The organism is Paraburkholderia sp. FT54, from assembly GCF_031585635.1.
In the GTDB taxonomy this organism is placed as follows: Bacteria; Pseudomonadota; Gammaproteobacteria; order Burkholderiales; family Burkholderiaceae; genus Paraburkholderia.
The window spans coordinates 1,992,258-2,009,690 of record NZ_CP134195.1 but is presented as its reverse complement, the minus strand read 5'-3'; the positions used below and the strand labels follow the sequence as shown (position 1 = coordinate 2,009,690).

General features: G+C 65.9%; 10 protein-coding genes. All 10 read left to right on the top strand.

Annotated features, from left to right (window positions below; translation table 11 throughout):
* Nucleotides 1-61 precede the first annotated feature (61 nt).
* The 10 genes from RI103_RS09410 (at nt 62) to RI103_RS09365 (ending at nt 17,422) form a co-directional block, all read left to right on the top strand.
* The gene (locus tag RI103_RS09410) at nt 62-1,228 is read left to right on the top strand and encodes a formylglycine-generating enzyme family protein (protein WP_310815062.1); all 1,167 of its coding nucleotides are present in this window, start codon (nt 62-64) and stop codon (nt 1,226-1,228) included.
* A gap of 129 nt (nt 1,229-1,357) precedes the next feature.
* On the top strand, nt 1,358-2,416 hold the full coding sequence (locus tag RI103_RS09405; protein WP_310815061.1) for an HAD family hydrolase: 1,059 nt from the start codon (nt 1,358-1,360) through the stop codon (nt 2,414-2,416).
* Between the two features lie 133 nt (nt 2,417-2,549).
* A complete protein-coding gene (locus tag RI103_RS09400; RefSeq protein ID WP_310815060.1) occupies nt 2,550-4,232 on the top strand; it encodes an arylsulfatase in 1,683 nt (560 codons plus the stop codon).
* Nucleotides 4,233-4,541: 309 nt separating this feature from the next.
* Nucleotides 4,542-7,028, top strand: a complete 2,487-nt coding sequence (locus tag RI103_RS09395; RefSeq protein ID WP_310815202.1) for a fused MFS/spermidine synthase — start codon at nt 4,542-4,544, stop codon at nt 7,026-7,028.
* A 569-nt stretch (nt 7,029-7,597) separates the two neighbouring features.
* Nucleotides 7,598-8,932 carry a DUF3300 domain-containing protein gene (locus RI103_RS09390; protein ID WP_310815059.1) on the top strand — a complete coding sequence of 445 codons (1,335 nt, stop codon included), beginning with the start codon at nt 7,598-7,600 and terminating at the stop codon, nt 8,930-8,932.
* Nucleotides 8,933-8,954: 22 nt separating this feature from the next.
* On the top strand, nt 8,955-9,926 hold the full coding sequence (locus tag RI103_RS09385; protein ID WP_310815058.1) for a DUF2950 domain-containing protein: 972 nt from the start codon (nt 8,955-8,957) through the stop codon (nt 9,924-9,926).
* 148 nt (nt 9,927-10,074) lie between these two features.
* The gene (locus RI103_RS09380) at nt 10,075-11,694 is read left to right on the top strand and encodes an MlaD family protein (protein WP_310815057.1); all 1,620 of its coding nucleotides are present in this window, start codon (nt 10,075-10,077) and stop codon (nt 11,692-11,694) included.
* A 429-nt stretch (nt 11,695-12,123) separates the two neighbouring features.
* Complete coding sequence (locus tag RI103_RS09375; protein WP_310815056.1) at nt 12,124-12,702, top strand: DUF2760 domain-containing protein; 579 nt, start codon at nt 12,124-12,126, stop codon at nt 12,700-12,702.
* Nucleotides 12,699-14,558, top strand: a complete 1,860-nt coding sequence (locus tag RI103_RS09370; RefSeq protein ID WP_310815055.1) for an Hsp70 family protein — start codon at nt 12,699-12,701, stop codon at nt 14,556-14,558. The genes RI103_RS09375 and RI103_RS09370 overlap by 4 nt, the downstream gene beginning before the upstream one ends.
* Complete coding sequence (locus RI103_RS09365) at nt 14,555-17,422, top strand: Hsp70 family protein (protein ID WP_310815054.1); 2,868 nt, start codon at nt 14,555-14,557, stop codon at nt 17,420-17,422. The genes RI103_RS09370 and RI103_RS09365 overlap by 4 nt, the downstream gene beginning before the upstream one ends.
* Nucleotides 17,423-17,433 lie beyond the last annotated feature (11 nt).

Here is a 17,433-nt window from a genome sequence, read left to right as displayed (position 1 = left end):
GCCAGCCAGGCCGTCCCGCTCGAACGGAACGACCGCCGCGACAGCAACGCGTGCATCACGCATGCGCAAACTTTTGCTGTGGGGCACCCTGCTCGTCATGGTTCCGGCATGCATCGGCGCCGCCGTCAGTTGGGCCTTCACGCCGCACGCGCCCGCTCATGCACCAATCGTTCTCGGCGACGGCGCGCACGGCCCGCTCGGCATGGCCTGGGTGCCCGGCGGCCAGTTCCTCATGGGCAGCGACGCCAAACAGGCGCAACCGAACGAGCGTCCCGCGCACAAGGTGAAGGTGCATGGTTTCTGGATGGACCGCCATCACGTCACGAACGCGGAATTCCGCCGCTTCGTCGAGGCCACCGGCTACGTCACCACCGCCGAGAAAAAACCCGACTGGGACACACTGAAAGTGCAGTTGCCACCCGGCACGCCGCGTCCGCCCGAGAGCGCAATGGTGGCGGGCGCGATGGTGTTCGTCGGCACCAATCGTCCCGTGCCGCTGGATGATTACTCGCAATGGTGGCGCTATGTGCCTGGCGCCAACTGGCGGCATCCGGCTGGACCCGACAGCAGCATCGTCGGCAAGGACGATCATCCTGTGGTTCAGGTGTCCTACGAAGATGCGCAGGCTTATTCGAAATGGGCCGGCAAGCGCCTGCCGACCGAAGCCGAATGGGAGTTCGCCGCGCGCGGCGGCCTCGAACAGGCCACTTATGCGTGGGGCGAGCAGTTCTCCCCTGATGGCAAACAGATGGCCAACGTGTGGCAAGGCCAGCAGCCACAGTCGTTCCCGGTGGTCAATCCGAAAGCGGGCGGCGCGCTCGGCACGAGCTCGGTGGGCACCTTTCCGGCCAACGGCTACGGCCTCTCCGACATGACCGGCAACGCCTGGCAATGGGTGGCCGACTGGTATCGCGCCGATCAATTCAGACGCGAGGCGGCGAGCACCAGCGCAATCGACAACCCGGTGGGCCCGCGCGATTCGTGGGATCCCGCCGACCAGGGCGTGCCCGTCGACGCCCCCAAGCGCGTGACACGCGGCGGTTCGTTCCTCTGCAACGAAACCTACTGCCTGAGCTACCGGCCCAGCGCGAGACGCGGCACCGATCCCTATAACAGCATGTCGCATCTCGGCTTTCGCCTCGTGATGGACGAAGCCGCGTGGAAAGAAGCCGGCGCCCGCCAGGCTTCGGCGAGAGCCGCGGGGGCGCCTGGCATCACCGGCGGGTAGCGTGCGCCGAACAGCTGCTCGACTGCTGTGTTTGATCGCTGTGTCCGATCGTTGACTCACCGCCGTTTCTCGCGCCCACGAGGTGTCGGCGCGCGTCGCGATTGTCTGTCCAATCGAACTGGAGCCTGGATGCAACCGTGCCATCAGCCTGTGTGGTCGAGCCGTGCCCTGCGTCTGCTCCGGGCCGCATGCGTCGCACTCAGTCTTACCGGTTGCGCCGCGCCGCACGATGCCGTCACGCGTGCCCAGCCCACGGCGAACTCGCCCGCCGCTACGTTGTCTTCCTGGCGTGATACGCCGGCCAAACAGGCAATCCAGTCCTTCGTCAGCGATGTCACCCGTGAAGGTTCACCGTCATTCGTGCAGCCCGCGGATCGCATCGCCGTGTTCGACAACGACGGCACGCTGTGGAGCGAACAGCCGCTGTATTTTCAGTTCGTCTTCATGCTCCAACAGGTGAAGGCGGCCGCGCCGCGGCATCCCGAGTGGCGAGACAATCCCGCTTTCAAGGCGCTCGTCGCGCAAGACTACGGCGCGCTCGCGGGCCAGCAGAAGGCATTGCAGCAACTGGTCGCGCTCGCCAATAGCGGCATGAGTGTCGACGACTACGACAAGACCATCCGCGCGTGGCTCGATAGCGCACGCCATCCGAAGTTCGGCCGGCCGTATACGGAGCTCGTCTATCAGCCGCAACTGGAGTTGCTGGCCTATCTGCGCGCCAACGGCTTCAAGACCTACATTGTCTCGGGCGGCACGATCGAGTTCATGCGAGTGTGGGCCGAAAAGGCTTACGGCATTCCGCCCGAGCAGATCATCGGCTCCAGCCAGCTGGTGCGGTACGAGATGCGCAACGGCCAACCTGCTCTCGTGCGCCAGCCGAAACTCGATTTCGTCGACGACGGCCCCGGCAAACCCGTCGGCATCTATCGCAACATCGGCCGCAAGCCGATTCTCGCGTTCGGCAACTCCGACGGCGATCTGCAGATGCTGCAGTACACCGCCGCCGGTCCCGGTCGGCATCTCGCGTTGCTGCTGCATCACGACGACAGCGCGCGCGAATTCGCTTACGACCGTGCGTCGAAAGTCGGCAAGCTCGACAAGGCGTGGGACGAAGCGGTCACCGACGGCTGGACGGTGGTGAGCATGAAAGACGACTGGCAGACAGTCTTTCCGGCGCAGAAGCAGTAAGCCGCGCCGAGCGGCGAGCGCGGGCCTGGCCGTATAGACAGACAGCGGCCTTCGAGGGGTAACCCATCGCGCGGAGCACTGCGTGACGGGAGGATAACGGGCGGAAAAGCGTCAACTCGATTGGAGCGACACAATGACAAAGATGCCAAAAAAAGGGCGTTACGCGTTGGGGGCCGCCGTGCTTGCCCTTGCCGTGTTCGGTGTATTGATCCTTCCATCGATCAACGCACCCGCGCAAACGCAACCCGCGGCCAAACCGGCTGCGACCAGCGCGCCACAGCCGGCCGCCAAATCGTCAGCGAAACCGAACATCCTCGTGATTTTCGGCGATGACGTCGGCCAGGCGAATATCAGCGCCTACTCGCGCGGCGTGGTCGGCTACAAGACGCCGAATATCGATCGCATCGCCAACGAAGGCATGATCTTCACGGATTACTACGCCGAGAACAGTTGTACAGCGGGTCGGTCGTCCTTCATCACCGGGCAGTCGCCATTACGCACCGGGCTCTCCAAAGTTGGCGCGCCGGGCGCGCCGGTCGGTTTGCAAAAGGGTGACATGACCATCGCCCAGGCGCTCAAGCCGCTCGGCTATGCAACCGCTCAGTTCGGCAAGAACCATCTTGGCGACAAGAACGAGTACCTGCCGACCAATCACGGTTTCGACGAGTTCTACGGCAACCTGTATCACCTGAACGCCGAGGAAGAACCCGAGCGTCCCTACTGGCCGAAGGACAAGAACGACCCGTACGCGAAGAACTTCTCGCCACGCGGGGTGATTCACAGCACGTCCGACGGCAAGGTTCAGGACACCGGTCCGCTCACGGTCAAGCGCATGGAAACCATCGACGACGAAACCGGCGCGCACGCGGAAGAGTTCATCCGCAAGCAGGTCAAGAACGGCACGCCTTTCTTCGTGTGGATGAACTTCACGCGCATGCACATCTTCACTCATGTGCGTCCCGAGTTCAGAGGCAAGAGCGGCATGGTCGGCAACGAGTACGCCGACGGCATGTGGGAACACGACCAGGACGTCGGCAAACTGCTCAGGTTGCTGGATGACCTGAAGATCGCCAATAACACCATCGTCGTCTACACGACCGACAATGGGCCGAATCAGTTCTCGTGGCCCGACGCGGCCACCACGCCGTTCCGCAGCGAGAAAGATTCGAACTGGGAAGGCGCATTCCGCGTGCCGGCGATGGTGCGATGGCCGGGGCATATCAAGGCCGGCGAGACATCCAACGACATGTTCTCCGGGCTCGACTGGTTTCCGACGCTGGTCGCCGCGGCCGGCGACGGCGGCGTCAAGGACCGGCTCCTCAAAGGCTGGGCGCCCAAAGCAGGCGGCGCGAGTTTCAGGAATCACCTCGACGGCTATAACCAGTTGCCGTACCTGACGGGCCAAACTACCAAAAACCCGCGCACCGAGTTCTACTATTTCAACGACGACGGCGAACTGGTGGCGATGCGCTGGGATCAGGACGGCAACGCGTGGAAGGCGGTGTTCTGCGAGCAGCGCGCGAAGGGCAACTTCAATATATGGCAGGATCCATTTGTCTGCCTGCGTGTTCCGAAGATATTCAACCTGCGCATGGATCCTTATGAGCGCGCGGACGTGACGTCGGATCAATACAACGACTGGCTTGCGAAGAATGTCTACCTGACCGGCATAGCGACGATGAAAGCCTCGACGTTCCTGCAGACCTTCGTCGACTATCCGCCGAGCCAGCGGCCCGCGAGCTTCAGTGTGGACGGCGTGCGCCGTCAGGTCGACAAGAAGATCGACGAGTCGTTCAGGAAGCGCGGCCTGGAATAGCTCTGCGTCCGTCGACCGGAGCTCGTGCATCAGTGCGTTACTCCGGTCGCATGCAACATCGCTGCTGCGTTGCGCGCGCTCTCTTCCGATCGCGCGCTACGCCTCCCCCGAACGGCGCACGTCACGCGCCGTTTCAACCCCCTTCAATGTCAATCGATGACGCACACGCTGACGCACCGAGCCAAGAGTCCGCGCCGCGAGCGCCGCGCACAAGAACGCGCGCAGGCACGGGCCTCAGCTTCAAGCGGGCCGCTCGAACAGCAATCGCCCAATCCCACCGCTGCGCCCACATTGTCCGTCTTCTGGCCGATGCTGTTGCTGTTTGCATCGGGCGCGGCGTCGCTCATTTACCAGGTGCTGTGGATCAAGCAATTGGCGCTCGTCGTGGGCGTCGACGTGCAGGCGGTCACGACTGGCGTCAGCGCGTTTTTCGCGGGTCTCGCGCTGGGCGGCTGGCTGCTCGGCCGGCTCGCGGATCGTCTGTCGCGGCCTTTGCTGTTTTACGCGACGCTGGAAGGCGGCGCGCTGCTGCTGGCGATGGCCGGCACCATCGCGCTGGCGCACGCGGCCGCGCCGTTCGCGTGGCTGCAGGAGCGTGCCGGGCCACTGGCGTGGGCGTTGCCGTTCGCACTGGTCGGCCTGCCTGCCGTGCTGATGGGCGGCACATTGCCGGTGCTGATGCGCGCCCTGGGTCCGCGCGCGACGCAATTGGGCCGCGCCGGCGCGCGCCTGTACGCGGCCAATACGGGTGGCGCGATCGCGGGCACGCTCGTTTGCGCTTTCGTGCTGATCCCGTCGCTTGGCGTGCGGGGCAGCGCGTTCGCCGCTGCCGGGTTGAACGCGGTGGCCGCGTTGATCGCACTACTGATCAGCCGCGTCACGTCCGCACGAGAGTCTGTGAATCCCCAGCCACTCAAAACGACCGCCGCGGATGAAGCAACGGCGGATCACAAGCCCGCGCCCGGCGCGCGCCTCGCCATCACCCTCTATGCGCTCGCCGGCGGTATCGCGCTCGGTTACGAGGTGGTGTGGTCGCAACTGATCGTGCAGTTCATCAGCACGCGCAGTTTCGCCTTCGCGATCGTGCTCGCCACCTATCTGCTCGGACTCATGCTCGGCAGCGCGCTCGCCTCGCGTCATGTCGACGGCGCGCGCGATCCGTGGGGCGTGTTCGCGCTGCTGATCGTGGCAGCCGGACTCGTTGCGTTGCTGGAAGTCGCCGCGTTGGGCGGCTGGCTGCTTCAATGGCAAGGCCTTGCACGCGAGGCCGCGTTTGCCGCCACCGGCAGCCTGCTCGCCGCCATGTGCGCGAGCTTCGCGGTCGCGGCCGGGTGCATCGTCTTCGTGCCCACGCTGTTGCTGGGCGCGGCGTTTCCGTTCGCGCTTCGTGTGAGCGTGGATGCGCGGCATACCGGCCGCGATGTCGGCGCAGTGGTGGCGCTGAATACCGCGGGCGGCATCGCCGGCACCCTGCTCGCCGGCTTCCTGCTGGTGCCCGCGCTCGGGTTGATACACGCGCTCGCGGCGCTCGCCGTTCTTGCCGGCGCGGTGGGCGGCATCGCCGTGTGGCGCGGTCAGCGCGTGCGGCGTGGCGCTCGCTGGAGCGTCCCGCTGTTGGCTCTGGCAATGCTGTGCGCCGTGCTGCTGACACCGTCGGACCGCCTCGCCACCCTGCTCGCCGACGCACGCGGCGGCAAGCTGGTCTCCTACGAGGAGAGCGCGGGCGGCACCGTCGCAGTGATCGAACAGGGTGCGGGCCAGAAACAGTTCCGGCGTCTTTACATTCAAGGCGTCTCGAACTCCGGCGACGCGATGACGTCGTTGCGCTATATGCGCCTGCAAGCACTGCTGCCGCTGCTGGTCCATCGCGACACGCCGCGTAGCGCGCTCGTCATCGGACTCGGCACCGGCATCACGGGTGGCGCGCTGCTCACGTGGCCCGGCCTCGACAAACGCGTGGTCGCCGAACTGCTGCCGGCGGTCGTGCGCGCGGCGCCGCAATTCAAAGGCAACTATGGCATGAGCACGGACCCGCGCGTGGATATCCGCCTGCGCGACGGACGGCGCGAACTGTTACGCAGCGGCGAACGCTACGACCTGATCACGCTAGAGCCGCCGCCTCCGTCAGCGGCGGGCGTGGTCAACCTCTACTCGTCCGACTTCTACCGGCTGGCGGCCTCGCGTCTGCGAACGGGCGGCATCGTCGCGCAATGGCTGCCACTGCCGACCCAGAACGAAGACGACACGCGCTCGCTGATCCAGAGCTTCATCCAGGTATTTCCGTACGCCGCGCTGTGGACCACCGAGTTGCACGAGATGATGCTGGTCGGCTCGATGCAGCCAATCGAACTGGACGTGCCGCGTATCGCATCGCGCATGGCGCAACCACAGGTCGCGGCGGCCCTGGGCGAAGTCGGCGTGGCGTCGCCGGCGGCGCTGCTGGCGATGTGGATCACCGATCGTGCCGGCCTTGCCTACTACGCCGCGGATGCGCCGCCCGTCACCGACGACCGCCCGCGTATCGAATACGCGGCGTGGGTGCGGCGGGATGGTTTCCCCGATGCACTCGCGCATCTGCTCGCGCTGCGTGGCGAGCCGCCTCTGCTTCATGCCGACGAAACTTTCCGCGCAGCCTTGAATAGCGAGCGCGCTACGCTGAAAAGTTTTTATGACGCGGGCCTCGATGCATATCGCGGCGAGCGTGAGGCGTGGTCGCGCGACATTGGCGATGCCTTGCGGGCGCAACCGGATAATCCCTATTTCCACTGGTTCGTCGGCGATGAACCGTCGCGGTAGCGAGCACCAGGAATAACGGGAAGGGTTCGGACGACACTTAACGAAAAACTATTTTTCTCTGAATTGATTCGCATCATGCCGCGCTATTATTCGATCGTATTCACGTGAAGCCTTTTCCAACAAAATTACTCACGCACAAATAACTTCGTGCGACAGAATCATATCGATGCACCACGACTGAATCGATCCCAATGGACCTCGTGCGATTGCAATATTGACTTGAGAAAAATATTGCACACTTCGACGGAAAAGTTTTATTAAACTTGTCCTTGCGATTCACGTTGTCCCGCGTGCGCATCATTCGCTCTGCGAACATGCGGCGCAATTCCGTGTGTCGCCGTGAGCTTGCCACGCATGCAGGGAACCCGGATGTTCAGGTGCGAACTGCCTGTACCACGATTCGGAGTCCGTTCGAAGTTCGATTCTCACGGGTCGTGTACAGCAGACCGCCGCGCCGCTGATCAAACCCACTTCAGGTGGCTGATCGCTGAGCGGCATGGTTACGGCTTCGACGACTCACGCACCGCGTCACTGCGCCTCAATCAACTTCCAACAAGGGAGACCCGATCGTGAAATGCTCCAGGGCATACCAGAGAGGATCGCGAATTCTTCTAGCCGCATTCACGGTGCTAGCCGGCTCGCCGCTTTTCCTCGAGGTCGCGGCGCCTGCCGCTCATGCACAAACCCCGGCACAAACTCCGGCGAAGATCTCGAATCAGCAACTGGATTCGCTGACCGCGCCGATCGCGCTCTATCCCGACGCCCTCCTCGCGCAGGTGCTGATGGCCTCCACCTTCCCGCAGGATGTGCCGGCGGCGGCGGCATGGTCGAAAGCCAATCCGAAGCTCGAGGGCGACGACGCCGTGAAAGCGGTCGCGTCGGAGCCGTGGGATCCGAGCGTGCAATCGCTGGTGGCGTTTCCCCAGGTGCTCGCCACCATGGCGTCGAAACCCGACTGGGTCACGCAGCTCGGCAACGCCTTCCTCGCCCAGCCGAACGACGTGATGGACTCCGTGCAGCGCTTGCGCAAACAGGCGCAGCAGGCCGGCAACCTGAAGACCAACCCACAGCAGAAAGTGGTCGTCGAGCAGAGCACGATCCAGATCGTGCCGGTCAACCCGCAGGTCGTCTACGTGCCGACGTACAACCCCACGGTCGTCTACGGGACATGGCCCTATCCGGCCTATCCGCCTGTGTACGTGCCGCCCCCGCCGGGCTATGCCGTGGCCAGCGGACTCGCGGCGGGTCTCGCGTTCGGCGTCGGTGTCGCGATCACCAGCTCGCTGTGGAGCAACGTCAACTGGAACAATCACAGCGTCAACATCAACGTCAATCAGTACAACAACATCAATGTGAACCGGCGGCTCGACGTGAATAGCAGCACGACGAACTGGAACCGCAATTCGACCTTCAACCGCAACACCGCGGCCAACGTGGGCAGTGCGCAGCGCGACGCGTATCGCGGGCGCGATATGTCGGCCTCGCGTGCGCAGGCGCAGCAGACCTTGCAGAACCGCACCGGCCAGAACCTGGGCGGAACAGCCAGTCAGCGCGTGCAGGGCATCCACGAGGGCGGCAACTCCGCCGGCAACATCCGCAACGGCGCACAGAATGTGAACCGCGACAACGCGTTGCGTGGCGCGGGCAACGGCGGCGACGCGCAGCGCGATATGCAGCGCGGCCAGGCAAGTCGGCAGTCGCTGGCGGAGAATCGCGGCGGTGGCGGTCAGCCACGTAACGGCAATCTCGGAGCGGGAGGCGCTGGCCAGCGCGCCGGCGGCGGACTGGGCGCGGGCGGCGGTGGACAACAACGCGGCGGCGGTTTCGGTGCGGGCGGCGGTCAGCCGCGCGGCGGCGGTCTGGGTGCGGGTGGCGGCGGTCAGCGCCACTTCGGCAGGCATTGAACCGATCACACAGGAGCCGCTCATGATTCGCATCCGCACGTTTCACACCCCCGGTGGACGTCTTGCCGACGCCCTTGCGCGCGCCTGCGCCTGCGCCCGCGCCCTCAAACCGCGCCGCGCCGCTACTGCGCTCGGCTTCGCCGCTCTGCTGTTTGGCGCGTCCGCGGTGCATGCACAGGCCGTGTACCCGACACCCGAGCTCGCCACCAAGGCTTTCGTCGACGCGCTCGCCAGCAATGACCACGCCGCAATGCAGCGTGTGCTCGGCAAGGACTTCACCCGCTTCATACCGACCAAAGACGTAGGTGAGGACGACATCTACGACTTTCTCGGCGCGTGGTCGGCGGGGCACCAGATCGTCGACGATCCCGCGCCGCTCGACGGCCGGGCGAGCAAGCATCTGTCGGTTGGCACCAGCGGTTGGACCTTGCCGATTCCGCTCGTGCAGACGCCCAACGGCTGGCGCTTCGATCCCGCTGCCGGCCGCGACGAAATCGCGACGCGCCGCATCGGCCGCAACGAGCGCGCGGCGATGCTGACGTCGCTCGCTTATCTCGATGCGCAACGCGACTATCAAGGGTTGACCCAGCATTACGCGCAGCGCATTCTGAGCACGCCGGGCCAACACGACGGCTTGTACTGGCCGAGCGCGCCTGGCGAAGCAGAGAGTCCGCTCGGTCCGCTCGCCGCGACGATGTCGCATACCGGCGCCATCTCGAAAGAGGGTTATCACGGCTACCACTTCCGCATTCTCTCCGCGCAAGGACCGCATGCCAAAGGCGGCAGCCGGAACTACGTCGAGAACGGCACAATGACGAAGGGTTACGGCCTCGTCGCGTGGCCCGCCGAGTATGGCAAGACGGGCGTCATGAGCTTCATGGTCAATCAGGACGGGCAGATCTACCAGAAGAACCTCGGCCCGCAATCGGCGCGTGCCGCGGCCGCGCTCAAATCGTTCGATCCAGACTCGTCGTGGGAGGCCGTGCAGCCCTGAGCGCGGTATCGGCACCGCGAGCGCGACCCGCTCGCGGCGGCCCGGGGACCAGCAGTAAGCCTGGCGACGCCGTTCGATCCGCGCCCGCTTCCGGAGCCGCGCGGCCAGCGGCGGCCAGGCGCGCCCAGTCACGCTTCGGAGCCCCGCCATGAATAGCCCGCAAGGACCTGTCCTGCCGCCCGATCTGCCCGACCCTGACATCGTGCGGCGGCGCAGGTGGCTGCCCTCGCTCGTCTGGGTCGTGCCGCTGATCGCGGCGTTGATCGGTATCGCACTGGTCGTCAAGTCGGTCAGGGAACGCGGGCCGGCGATCACGATCGTCTTTGAAAACGCAGAAGGCCTTGAACCCGGCAAGACCCAGGTCAAGTACAAGGACGTCGAAATCGGTTCGGTGAAGGCGATCACGCTGTCAAAGGACCGGACGCACGTGCAGATTGCCGTGCAACTCACGAAGCAGGCGGAAGGCTTCGCGGTCAAGGACACCCGCTTCTGGGTGGTCCGCCCTCGCGTGGGCGCGACCGGCATCTCGGGCATCGGCACGCTGCTCTCGGGCCCCTATATCGGCGTGGACGTCGGCCGCTCCACGGAAACGCAAACCGAGTTCGTCGGGCTGGAAACGCCGCCGCCCATCACCGCCAATCAGAAGGGCCACCGGTTCACGCTGCACGGCGATTCGCTCGGCTCGATCGACATCGGCTCGCCGATTTTCTACCGGCGCGTGCAGGTGGGCCAGGTCTATGGCATTTCGCTCGACAAGGACGGCACGGGCGTGACGATGCAGGTGTTCGTCGCGGCGCCATTCGACCAGTACGTTGGCACCAATTCGCGCTGGTGGCATGCAAGCGGCGTCAATGTGCGGCTCGATTCGGCCGGCTTCGTCGTCAACACGCAGTCGCTCGCGACAATTCTGATCGGCGGCCTCGCTTTCCAGACGCCACCGGGTCAGCCGATGGGCGCGCCGGCGGCGGAAAAAAGCGACTTCCGTCTCGCCTCCGACGAAGCGGACGCCATGCGCCCGCCGGACGGCATACCGGTGCGCGCCGTGATGACTTTCAACCAGTCGCTGCGCGGGCTTTCAGTGGGCGCGTCGGTCGACTTCCGAGGCATCGTGCTTGGCCAGGTGACGGACATCGGCGTCGAGTACGATCCGGACATGCACAGCTTCGTCATGCCGGTGACGCTGGATCTGTACCCGGACCGGCTCCGGCGGCGTGCCCGTGGCCCGGCGATGCCCGAAGCGCACACCGCGGCCAGCCGCGAACTGCTGCGGCGTCTCGTCGAGCGCGGGCTGCGTGGCCAGTTGCGCACCGGCAACCTGCTGACGGGCCAGTTGTACATCGCGCTCGACATCTTCCCGAATGCCGCGCCCGTCAAGTTCAACGCCGCCAGCGATCCGGTCGAACTGCCCACCATCCCGAACACCCTTGACGCGCTGCAGGTGCAGGTGGCCGACATCGCGAAGAAGCTCGACAAGGTGCCGTTCGATCAGATCGGATCGAACCTGAACACGTCGCTGAAAAACGCCGATGCGCTGTTCGCCCGGCTCAACAACGAAGTCGTACCGCAAGCCCGCGATACGCTCGCCGCCGCGCGGCAGACCTTCGGCTCGGCCGAGGCGACTTTGCAGCAGGACTCGCCGTTGCAGTCGGATGTGCACCAGGCGCTGCGGGAATTGACCCGCACGCTGCAATCGCTGAACGCGCTGGCGGACTATCTGGAGCGTCATCCGGAGTCGTTGGTGCGCGGCAAACCTGGAGACAAGCCTTGACCAACGGAAACCCGGACGATCAAAGCGAGTACGACAGCGCTGGTGCGGGCGGCCCATGGCTCCGATGGGATCGTGGGCGACAACGGGCAATCAATGCCGCCACGACCGCACAACGCATGAACTACGCGTGACCATCGCGTGAAAGCGCCGCACCGACATGCTCGCCACATCACCGTGACAACCCGCCAATCTCGCCGCATTGCCCGCTAGAATGGCCGGCTTTGCCCGTTTCGGGCGCGCCACAAGGCAAAATACGGGTTTTGCGCGCGCAAATCGCGCCGCGCATCAGGATGAAATCAGACGCCGGCGGCAGGCATGCCGCCGGCCTTCGCCAAGCCGCACGACGACGGCCCGCTCAAGCCCGGCGGGGCTCCGCGGCCGGCGCAGCCAGGACAGCTCGTCCTTAAACAGAGCACCTCAGGAGCATTTATGACCGATTCGAATCCCTCTTTCCTCGGCAGGATTTCCCTCGCCGTGGGCACATTCTTCCGCATCCTCGGCGATGGCGAATTCGCCGCTGGGGTCCTGCGTCTGCGTGACGGCGGCGTTGCCGCCAGCGCAGCGCCCGCGCCGGCGCCTGCCCCGGCGCCCACACCCGCACCGCAGCCGGCGCCCGTGCTGAAGCAAGCGAGCCCTGACGCCGCGCTGCAATTGCTCGGCCTGTTGCAACGCGACGCGCGCTTCATCGATTTCGTCGAGGAAGACATCAAGAGCTATAGCGATGCCGACATCGGCGCGGCCGCGCGCCTCGTGCACGACGGTTGCCGCGCCACGCTGCGCGAGCACTTCACGATCCGCCCGGTGCGCGACGAAGCCGAAGGCAGCCGCGTCACGCTGGCCGAAGGTTTCGACGCGGCCTCGATTCGCCTGACGGGCAACGTGGTCGGCAAGGCGCCGTTTAACGGCAGCATCAGCCATCGCGGCTGGCGTGTCGAAGAAGTGCGTCTGCCGAAACTCGCGGACAGCCACAACGCAAAGGTGATCGCACCGGCCGAGGTGGAGCTATGAGCGACGCACGCCAATCACGCTACGCCATCGGCATCGACCTCGGCACCACGCACTGCGCGCTGTCCTACGTGGACACCAGCGCCAGCGACGGCGAAAAGACCACTCAGGGCGTCCTGCCGGTCGCCCAGCTCACGGGCCCCGGCGCGATCGACAACCTCGATTTGCTGCCCTCGTTTCTCTATCTGCCGCATCCGGACGAACTCGCCTCAGGCGACCTCTATCTGCCATGGACCGGCCAGCGCGAATTCGCGGTCGGCGAATTCGCCCGCAGCCGCGGCGCGGCCACGCCGATCCGGCTGGTATCGAGCGCGAAGAGCTGGCTGTGCCATCCGGGCGTCGACCGGCGCGCCGCCATTCTGCCCAACGACGCGCCGCCTGAAGTCGCGCGCGTCTCGCCGCTCGAAAGCTCGGTGCGCTATCTGACGCATTTGCGCGAAGCCTGGGACCACGCGCATCCCGACGCGCCGTTCGGCGAGCAGGACATTACGGTGACGATCCCCGCCTCGTTCGATCCGGCCGCGCGCGAACTGACCGCCGAAGCCGCCGAGGCCGCTGGCTACGGCCGCATGACGCTGCTGGAAGAACCGCAAGCCGCGCTGTATAGCTGGATCCAGAAGAGCGGCGGCCAGTGGCGCAAGCAGGTCAAGGTCGGCGACATCATCCTCGTGGTGGATGTGGGTGGCGGCACGACCGACCTCTCGCTGATCGCCGTGATCGAACGCGAAGGCAATCTCGAACTGCATCGCGTCGCGGTCGGCGAACATATTCTGCTCGGCGGCGACAACATGGACCTGGCGCTCGCGCACGTGGTCGCGCGCAAGCTCGCGGCGCAAGGCACCCAGGCCGACGCGTGGCAACTGCGCGCCCTCACCTACGCGTGCCGCTCGGCCAAGGAAACGCTGCTCAGCGATCCGGCCACCGAAACCGTACCGCTGGTCGTGCCGAGCCGCGGCTCGAAACTGATCGGCGGCTCGATCCGCACCGAGCTCACGCGCACCGAATTGACCCAGACGATCCTCGAAGGCTTCTTCCCGCAGGTGGATAGCGCGGCGCGTCCAGTGAGCCGCGCGCGTGCCGGTTTGACGCAACTCGGGCTGCCGTATGCGCAGGACGCGGGCATCACGCGCCATCTGGCGGCGTTTCTCGGTCGTCAAGTGGGCGCGCTGGCTGAACTGGCAGGCGTGAGCGGCATCGCGGCTGCGGAGAATGCGAGCTTCCTGCATCCCACGGCGGTGCTGTTCAACGGCGGCGTGTTCAAGTCGCCGCTGCTGGTCGAACGCATCATGGGCACGCTCAACAACTGGCTCGGCGCGGAAGGCGCGGCGCCGGCGCGGCTGCTCGAAGGCGCCGATCTCGACCTCGCCGTCGCGTGCGGCGCGGCCTATTACGGCTACGTGCGACGCGGCCAGGGCGTGCGGATTCGCGGCGGCACGGCGCGCGCGTACTACATCGCGATCGAATCGGCGATGCCCGCCGTGCCCGGTCTCGAGCCGCCGATCCAGGCGCTATGCGTGGCGCCCTTCGGCATGGAGGAAGGCACCGAGGCCGAACTGCCCGCGCAGGAATTCGGGCTGGTGGTCGGCGAGCCGGTGCATTTCCGCTTCTTCGGGTCGTCGGTGCGCCGTCAGGATCAGGTCGGTACGCTGCTCGACTTCTGGGGACCCGACGAATTGCAGGAACTCGAAGAGATTCAGGCGACGCTGCCCGCCGCCGGCCGCACCGCCGGTGAAGTCGTACCGGTGAAGCTGCATGCGCGCGTCACCGAAGCGGGCACGCTCGAACTCGAAGCCGTGCCGCGCGGCACCGACGAGCGCTGGAAAGTCGAGTTCGATGTGCGCGGCAACGCGAATGCATGAATGAGATGAAGCGGTACAGCGTCGGTATCGATCTCGGCACCAGCAACACGGTGCTCGCCTACGCCGAAGCGGGGTCGCCGGGTGGGTCCCAGCGCATTCGCGTCTTCGAGATCGAGCAGTTGGTGAGCCCCGGCGAAGTGGCCGCGCGGCCGCTTCTGCCCTCGGTGCGCTATCACGCGGCGCAGGGCGAACTGAACCCCGGCGATCTGCGATTGCCGTGGTCCGGCGCGGACCAGAGCGGCGCGCGCAAGGATGGACAGCAGGACACGCAGCCGGTTGTGATCGGCCGGCTCGCGCGTGTGCTGGGCGCTCAGGTGCCTGGCAGGCTGGTATCGAGCGCGAAGAGCTGGCTCTCGCATGCATCGGTCGACCGCGTCGCGCCGATCCTGCCGTGGGGCGCCGCCGACGAGGTCCGCAAAGTCTCGCCGGTCGAAGCCAGCGCGAGCTATCTGGCGCACGTGCGCGCGGCCTGGAACCAGCGTTTTCCGGACGCGCCGCTCGAACGCCAGGACGTGGTGCTCACGGTGCCGGCGTCGTTCGACGAAGGCGCGCGAGCGCTGACCGTGGAGGCGGCCCGCCTGGCCGGCCTGCACAATCTGAAGCTGCTGGAAGAACCGCAAGCGGCCTTCTACGACTGGCTGTTTCATCATCGCGAGCGGCTGGCGAGCGAGCTTGCGGACACGCGCCTCGTGCTGATCTGCGACGTCGGCGGCGGCACCACCGACCTCACGCTGATCGAAGTCAGCCTGCGCGACGGCGAACCGCAGCTCACGCGGATCGGCGTGGGCAATCATCTGATGCTCGGTGGCGACAACATGGATCTGGCGCTCGCGCATCTGGTGGAAGCGCGGCTGCCGGGCGCGAACCATGCGGGCGAGCGCACGCGCCTGTCGGCGGCGAGTCTGTCGCAGCTGGTCGAGCGGTGTCGCAATGCCAAGGAACAATTGCTCGGTCCGCAGGCGCCCGACTCCACCTCCATCACGCTGCTCGGCGCGGGCTCGAAGCTGATCGGCGGCGCGCGCACGGTGCAGGTCACGCGCGAGGAGGTCGAGCGGATCATCGTCGACGGCTTTTTTCCGGCGGTGGCGTCGCACGAACGGCCGGGCAGACCGCGTGGCGCGATCGTCGAATTCGGCCTGCCCTACGCGACCGATGCCGCCGTCACGCGTCATATCGCGGGGTTTCTGAGTCGCTTCGCCACGCAGTCGCTTAAAGCACTGGGCGCCGAGTCTCGTGGTTCACCAGACGAAGACGCGTTGCCGGTGCCCGACACCCTGCTCCTGAACGGCGGCGTGTTCCGCGCCGAAGCGCTCACGCAGCGTCTGGCCAGCACCTTGGGCACGTGGCGCGGCGAAGCGCTCAACGTGCTGCATAACGACAATCCCGACGTGGCCGTGGCACGCGGCGCGGTCGCCTATTCGCTGGCGCGTGCGGGCAACGCGCCGAAAATCGGCGGCGGCTCGCCGCGCAGCTACTTCCTCGTGCTCGACGAAACCGGCGACGGCAAGCAAGATGGCGAACCCGCGCAACGCGGCATCTGCCTGCTGCCGCGCGGCACCGAAGAAGGCCACGAGATCCTGATCGCGGATCGCACCTTTGCGTTGCGGCTCGGGCATCCGGTGCGGTTTCACCTCGTGTCGTCAAGTGCGGATACGGTGTACCAGCCAGGCGAATTGATCGATCTCGCCGGCGGCGACTTCGTTCGTTTGCCGCCGATCGCAACCATCGTGCAGCCGCGCGGCACGAGCAGCGCACGCGAGACCGCCGTGCAGATCGCGACGTCGCTCACCGAGGTGGGCACGCTCGAAGTCCACTGCATCGAACTCGACGATCCCGCGCAGCGCTGGCTGCTCGAATTCCAGTTGCGCCGTGACGACGCGCAAGTGGACCTGAGCGCGGATGCTGCACCGACCCGTCATCCGGCGCTCGACCAGGCGATCGAACATATCGATCGCTGCTTCGGTTCGCGCGCGCAGAAGGTCGATCCGAAAGAAGTCAAACGCCTGCGCTCGCAACTCGAACAACTACTGGGTCCGCGCGAAAGCTGGAACAGCGCGTTGCTGCGCGAACTGTTCGGCGCGCTGTGGGAACGCGCGCGCCGCAGGCGCCGCTCGGCGGATCACGAGCGCCTCTGGTTGAACCTGGCCGGCTATTGCGTGCGGCCCGGCTTCGGCTATCCGCTCGACGAATGGCGTGTCGAACAACTCTGGTCGCTCTTCGACGACGGCATCCAGTACGTCAACGAAAGCCAGGTCTGGTCGGAATGGTGGACGCTCTGGCGCCGCGCCGCCGGCGGCCTCGACGAGAGCGCGCAACTGCGCGTGCTCGACGCGATGGCGTATCTGCAAGGCGCCGCGCAATCGCGTCTCAAGCTGCCGTTCGACGTGGCGAAAACCGGCTTCACCGATATGGTTCGGCTGAGCGCATCGCTCGAACGGATTCCTGTGGAACGCAAGATCGAACTCGGCGAATCGGTGCTGACGCGTCTGAAGAAACCCGCTGAGAATCATCAAAGCTGGTGGGCGGTCGGGCGCATCGGTGCGCGGCGGCCTTTCTACGGCAGCGCGCATAGTGTCGTGCCGCCGGAGATTGCCGGAGCATGGCTTGACGCACTCCTCGCGCTCGACTGGAAGAAGGTCGATCCCGCCGCGTTTGCCGCCGTGCAGATCGCCCGCATGACCGGCGACCGCTCGCGCGACTTGTCCGAAGATTTGCGCCATAAGGTAGTGCGCCGGCTCGAAGCGGCCAACGCGCCGCGCGCATGGATCACGATGGTGAGCGAGAGCGTCGAGCTCGATAACGCCGACGAAGGCCGCGTGTTCGGCGAGTCGCTGCCGGCGGGACTGAAGCTGATCGCGAACTGAGACTCGCGCGG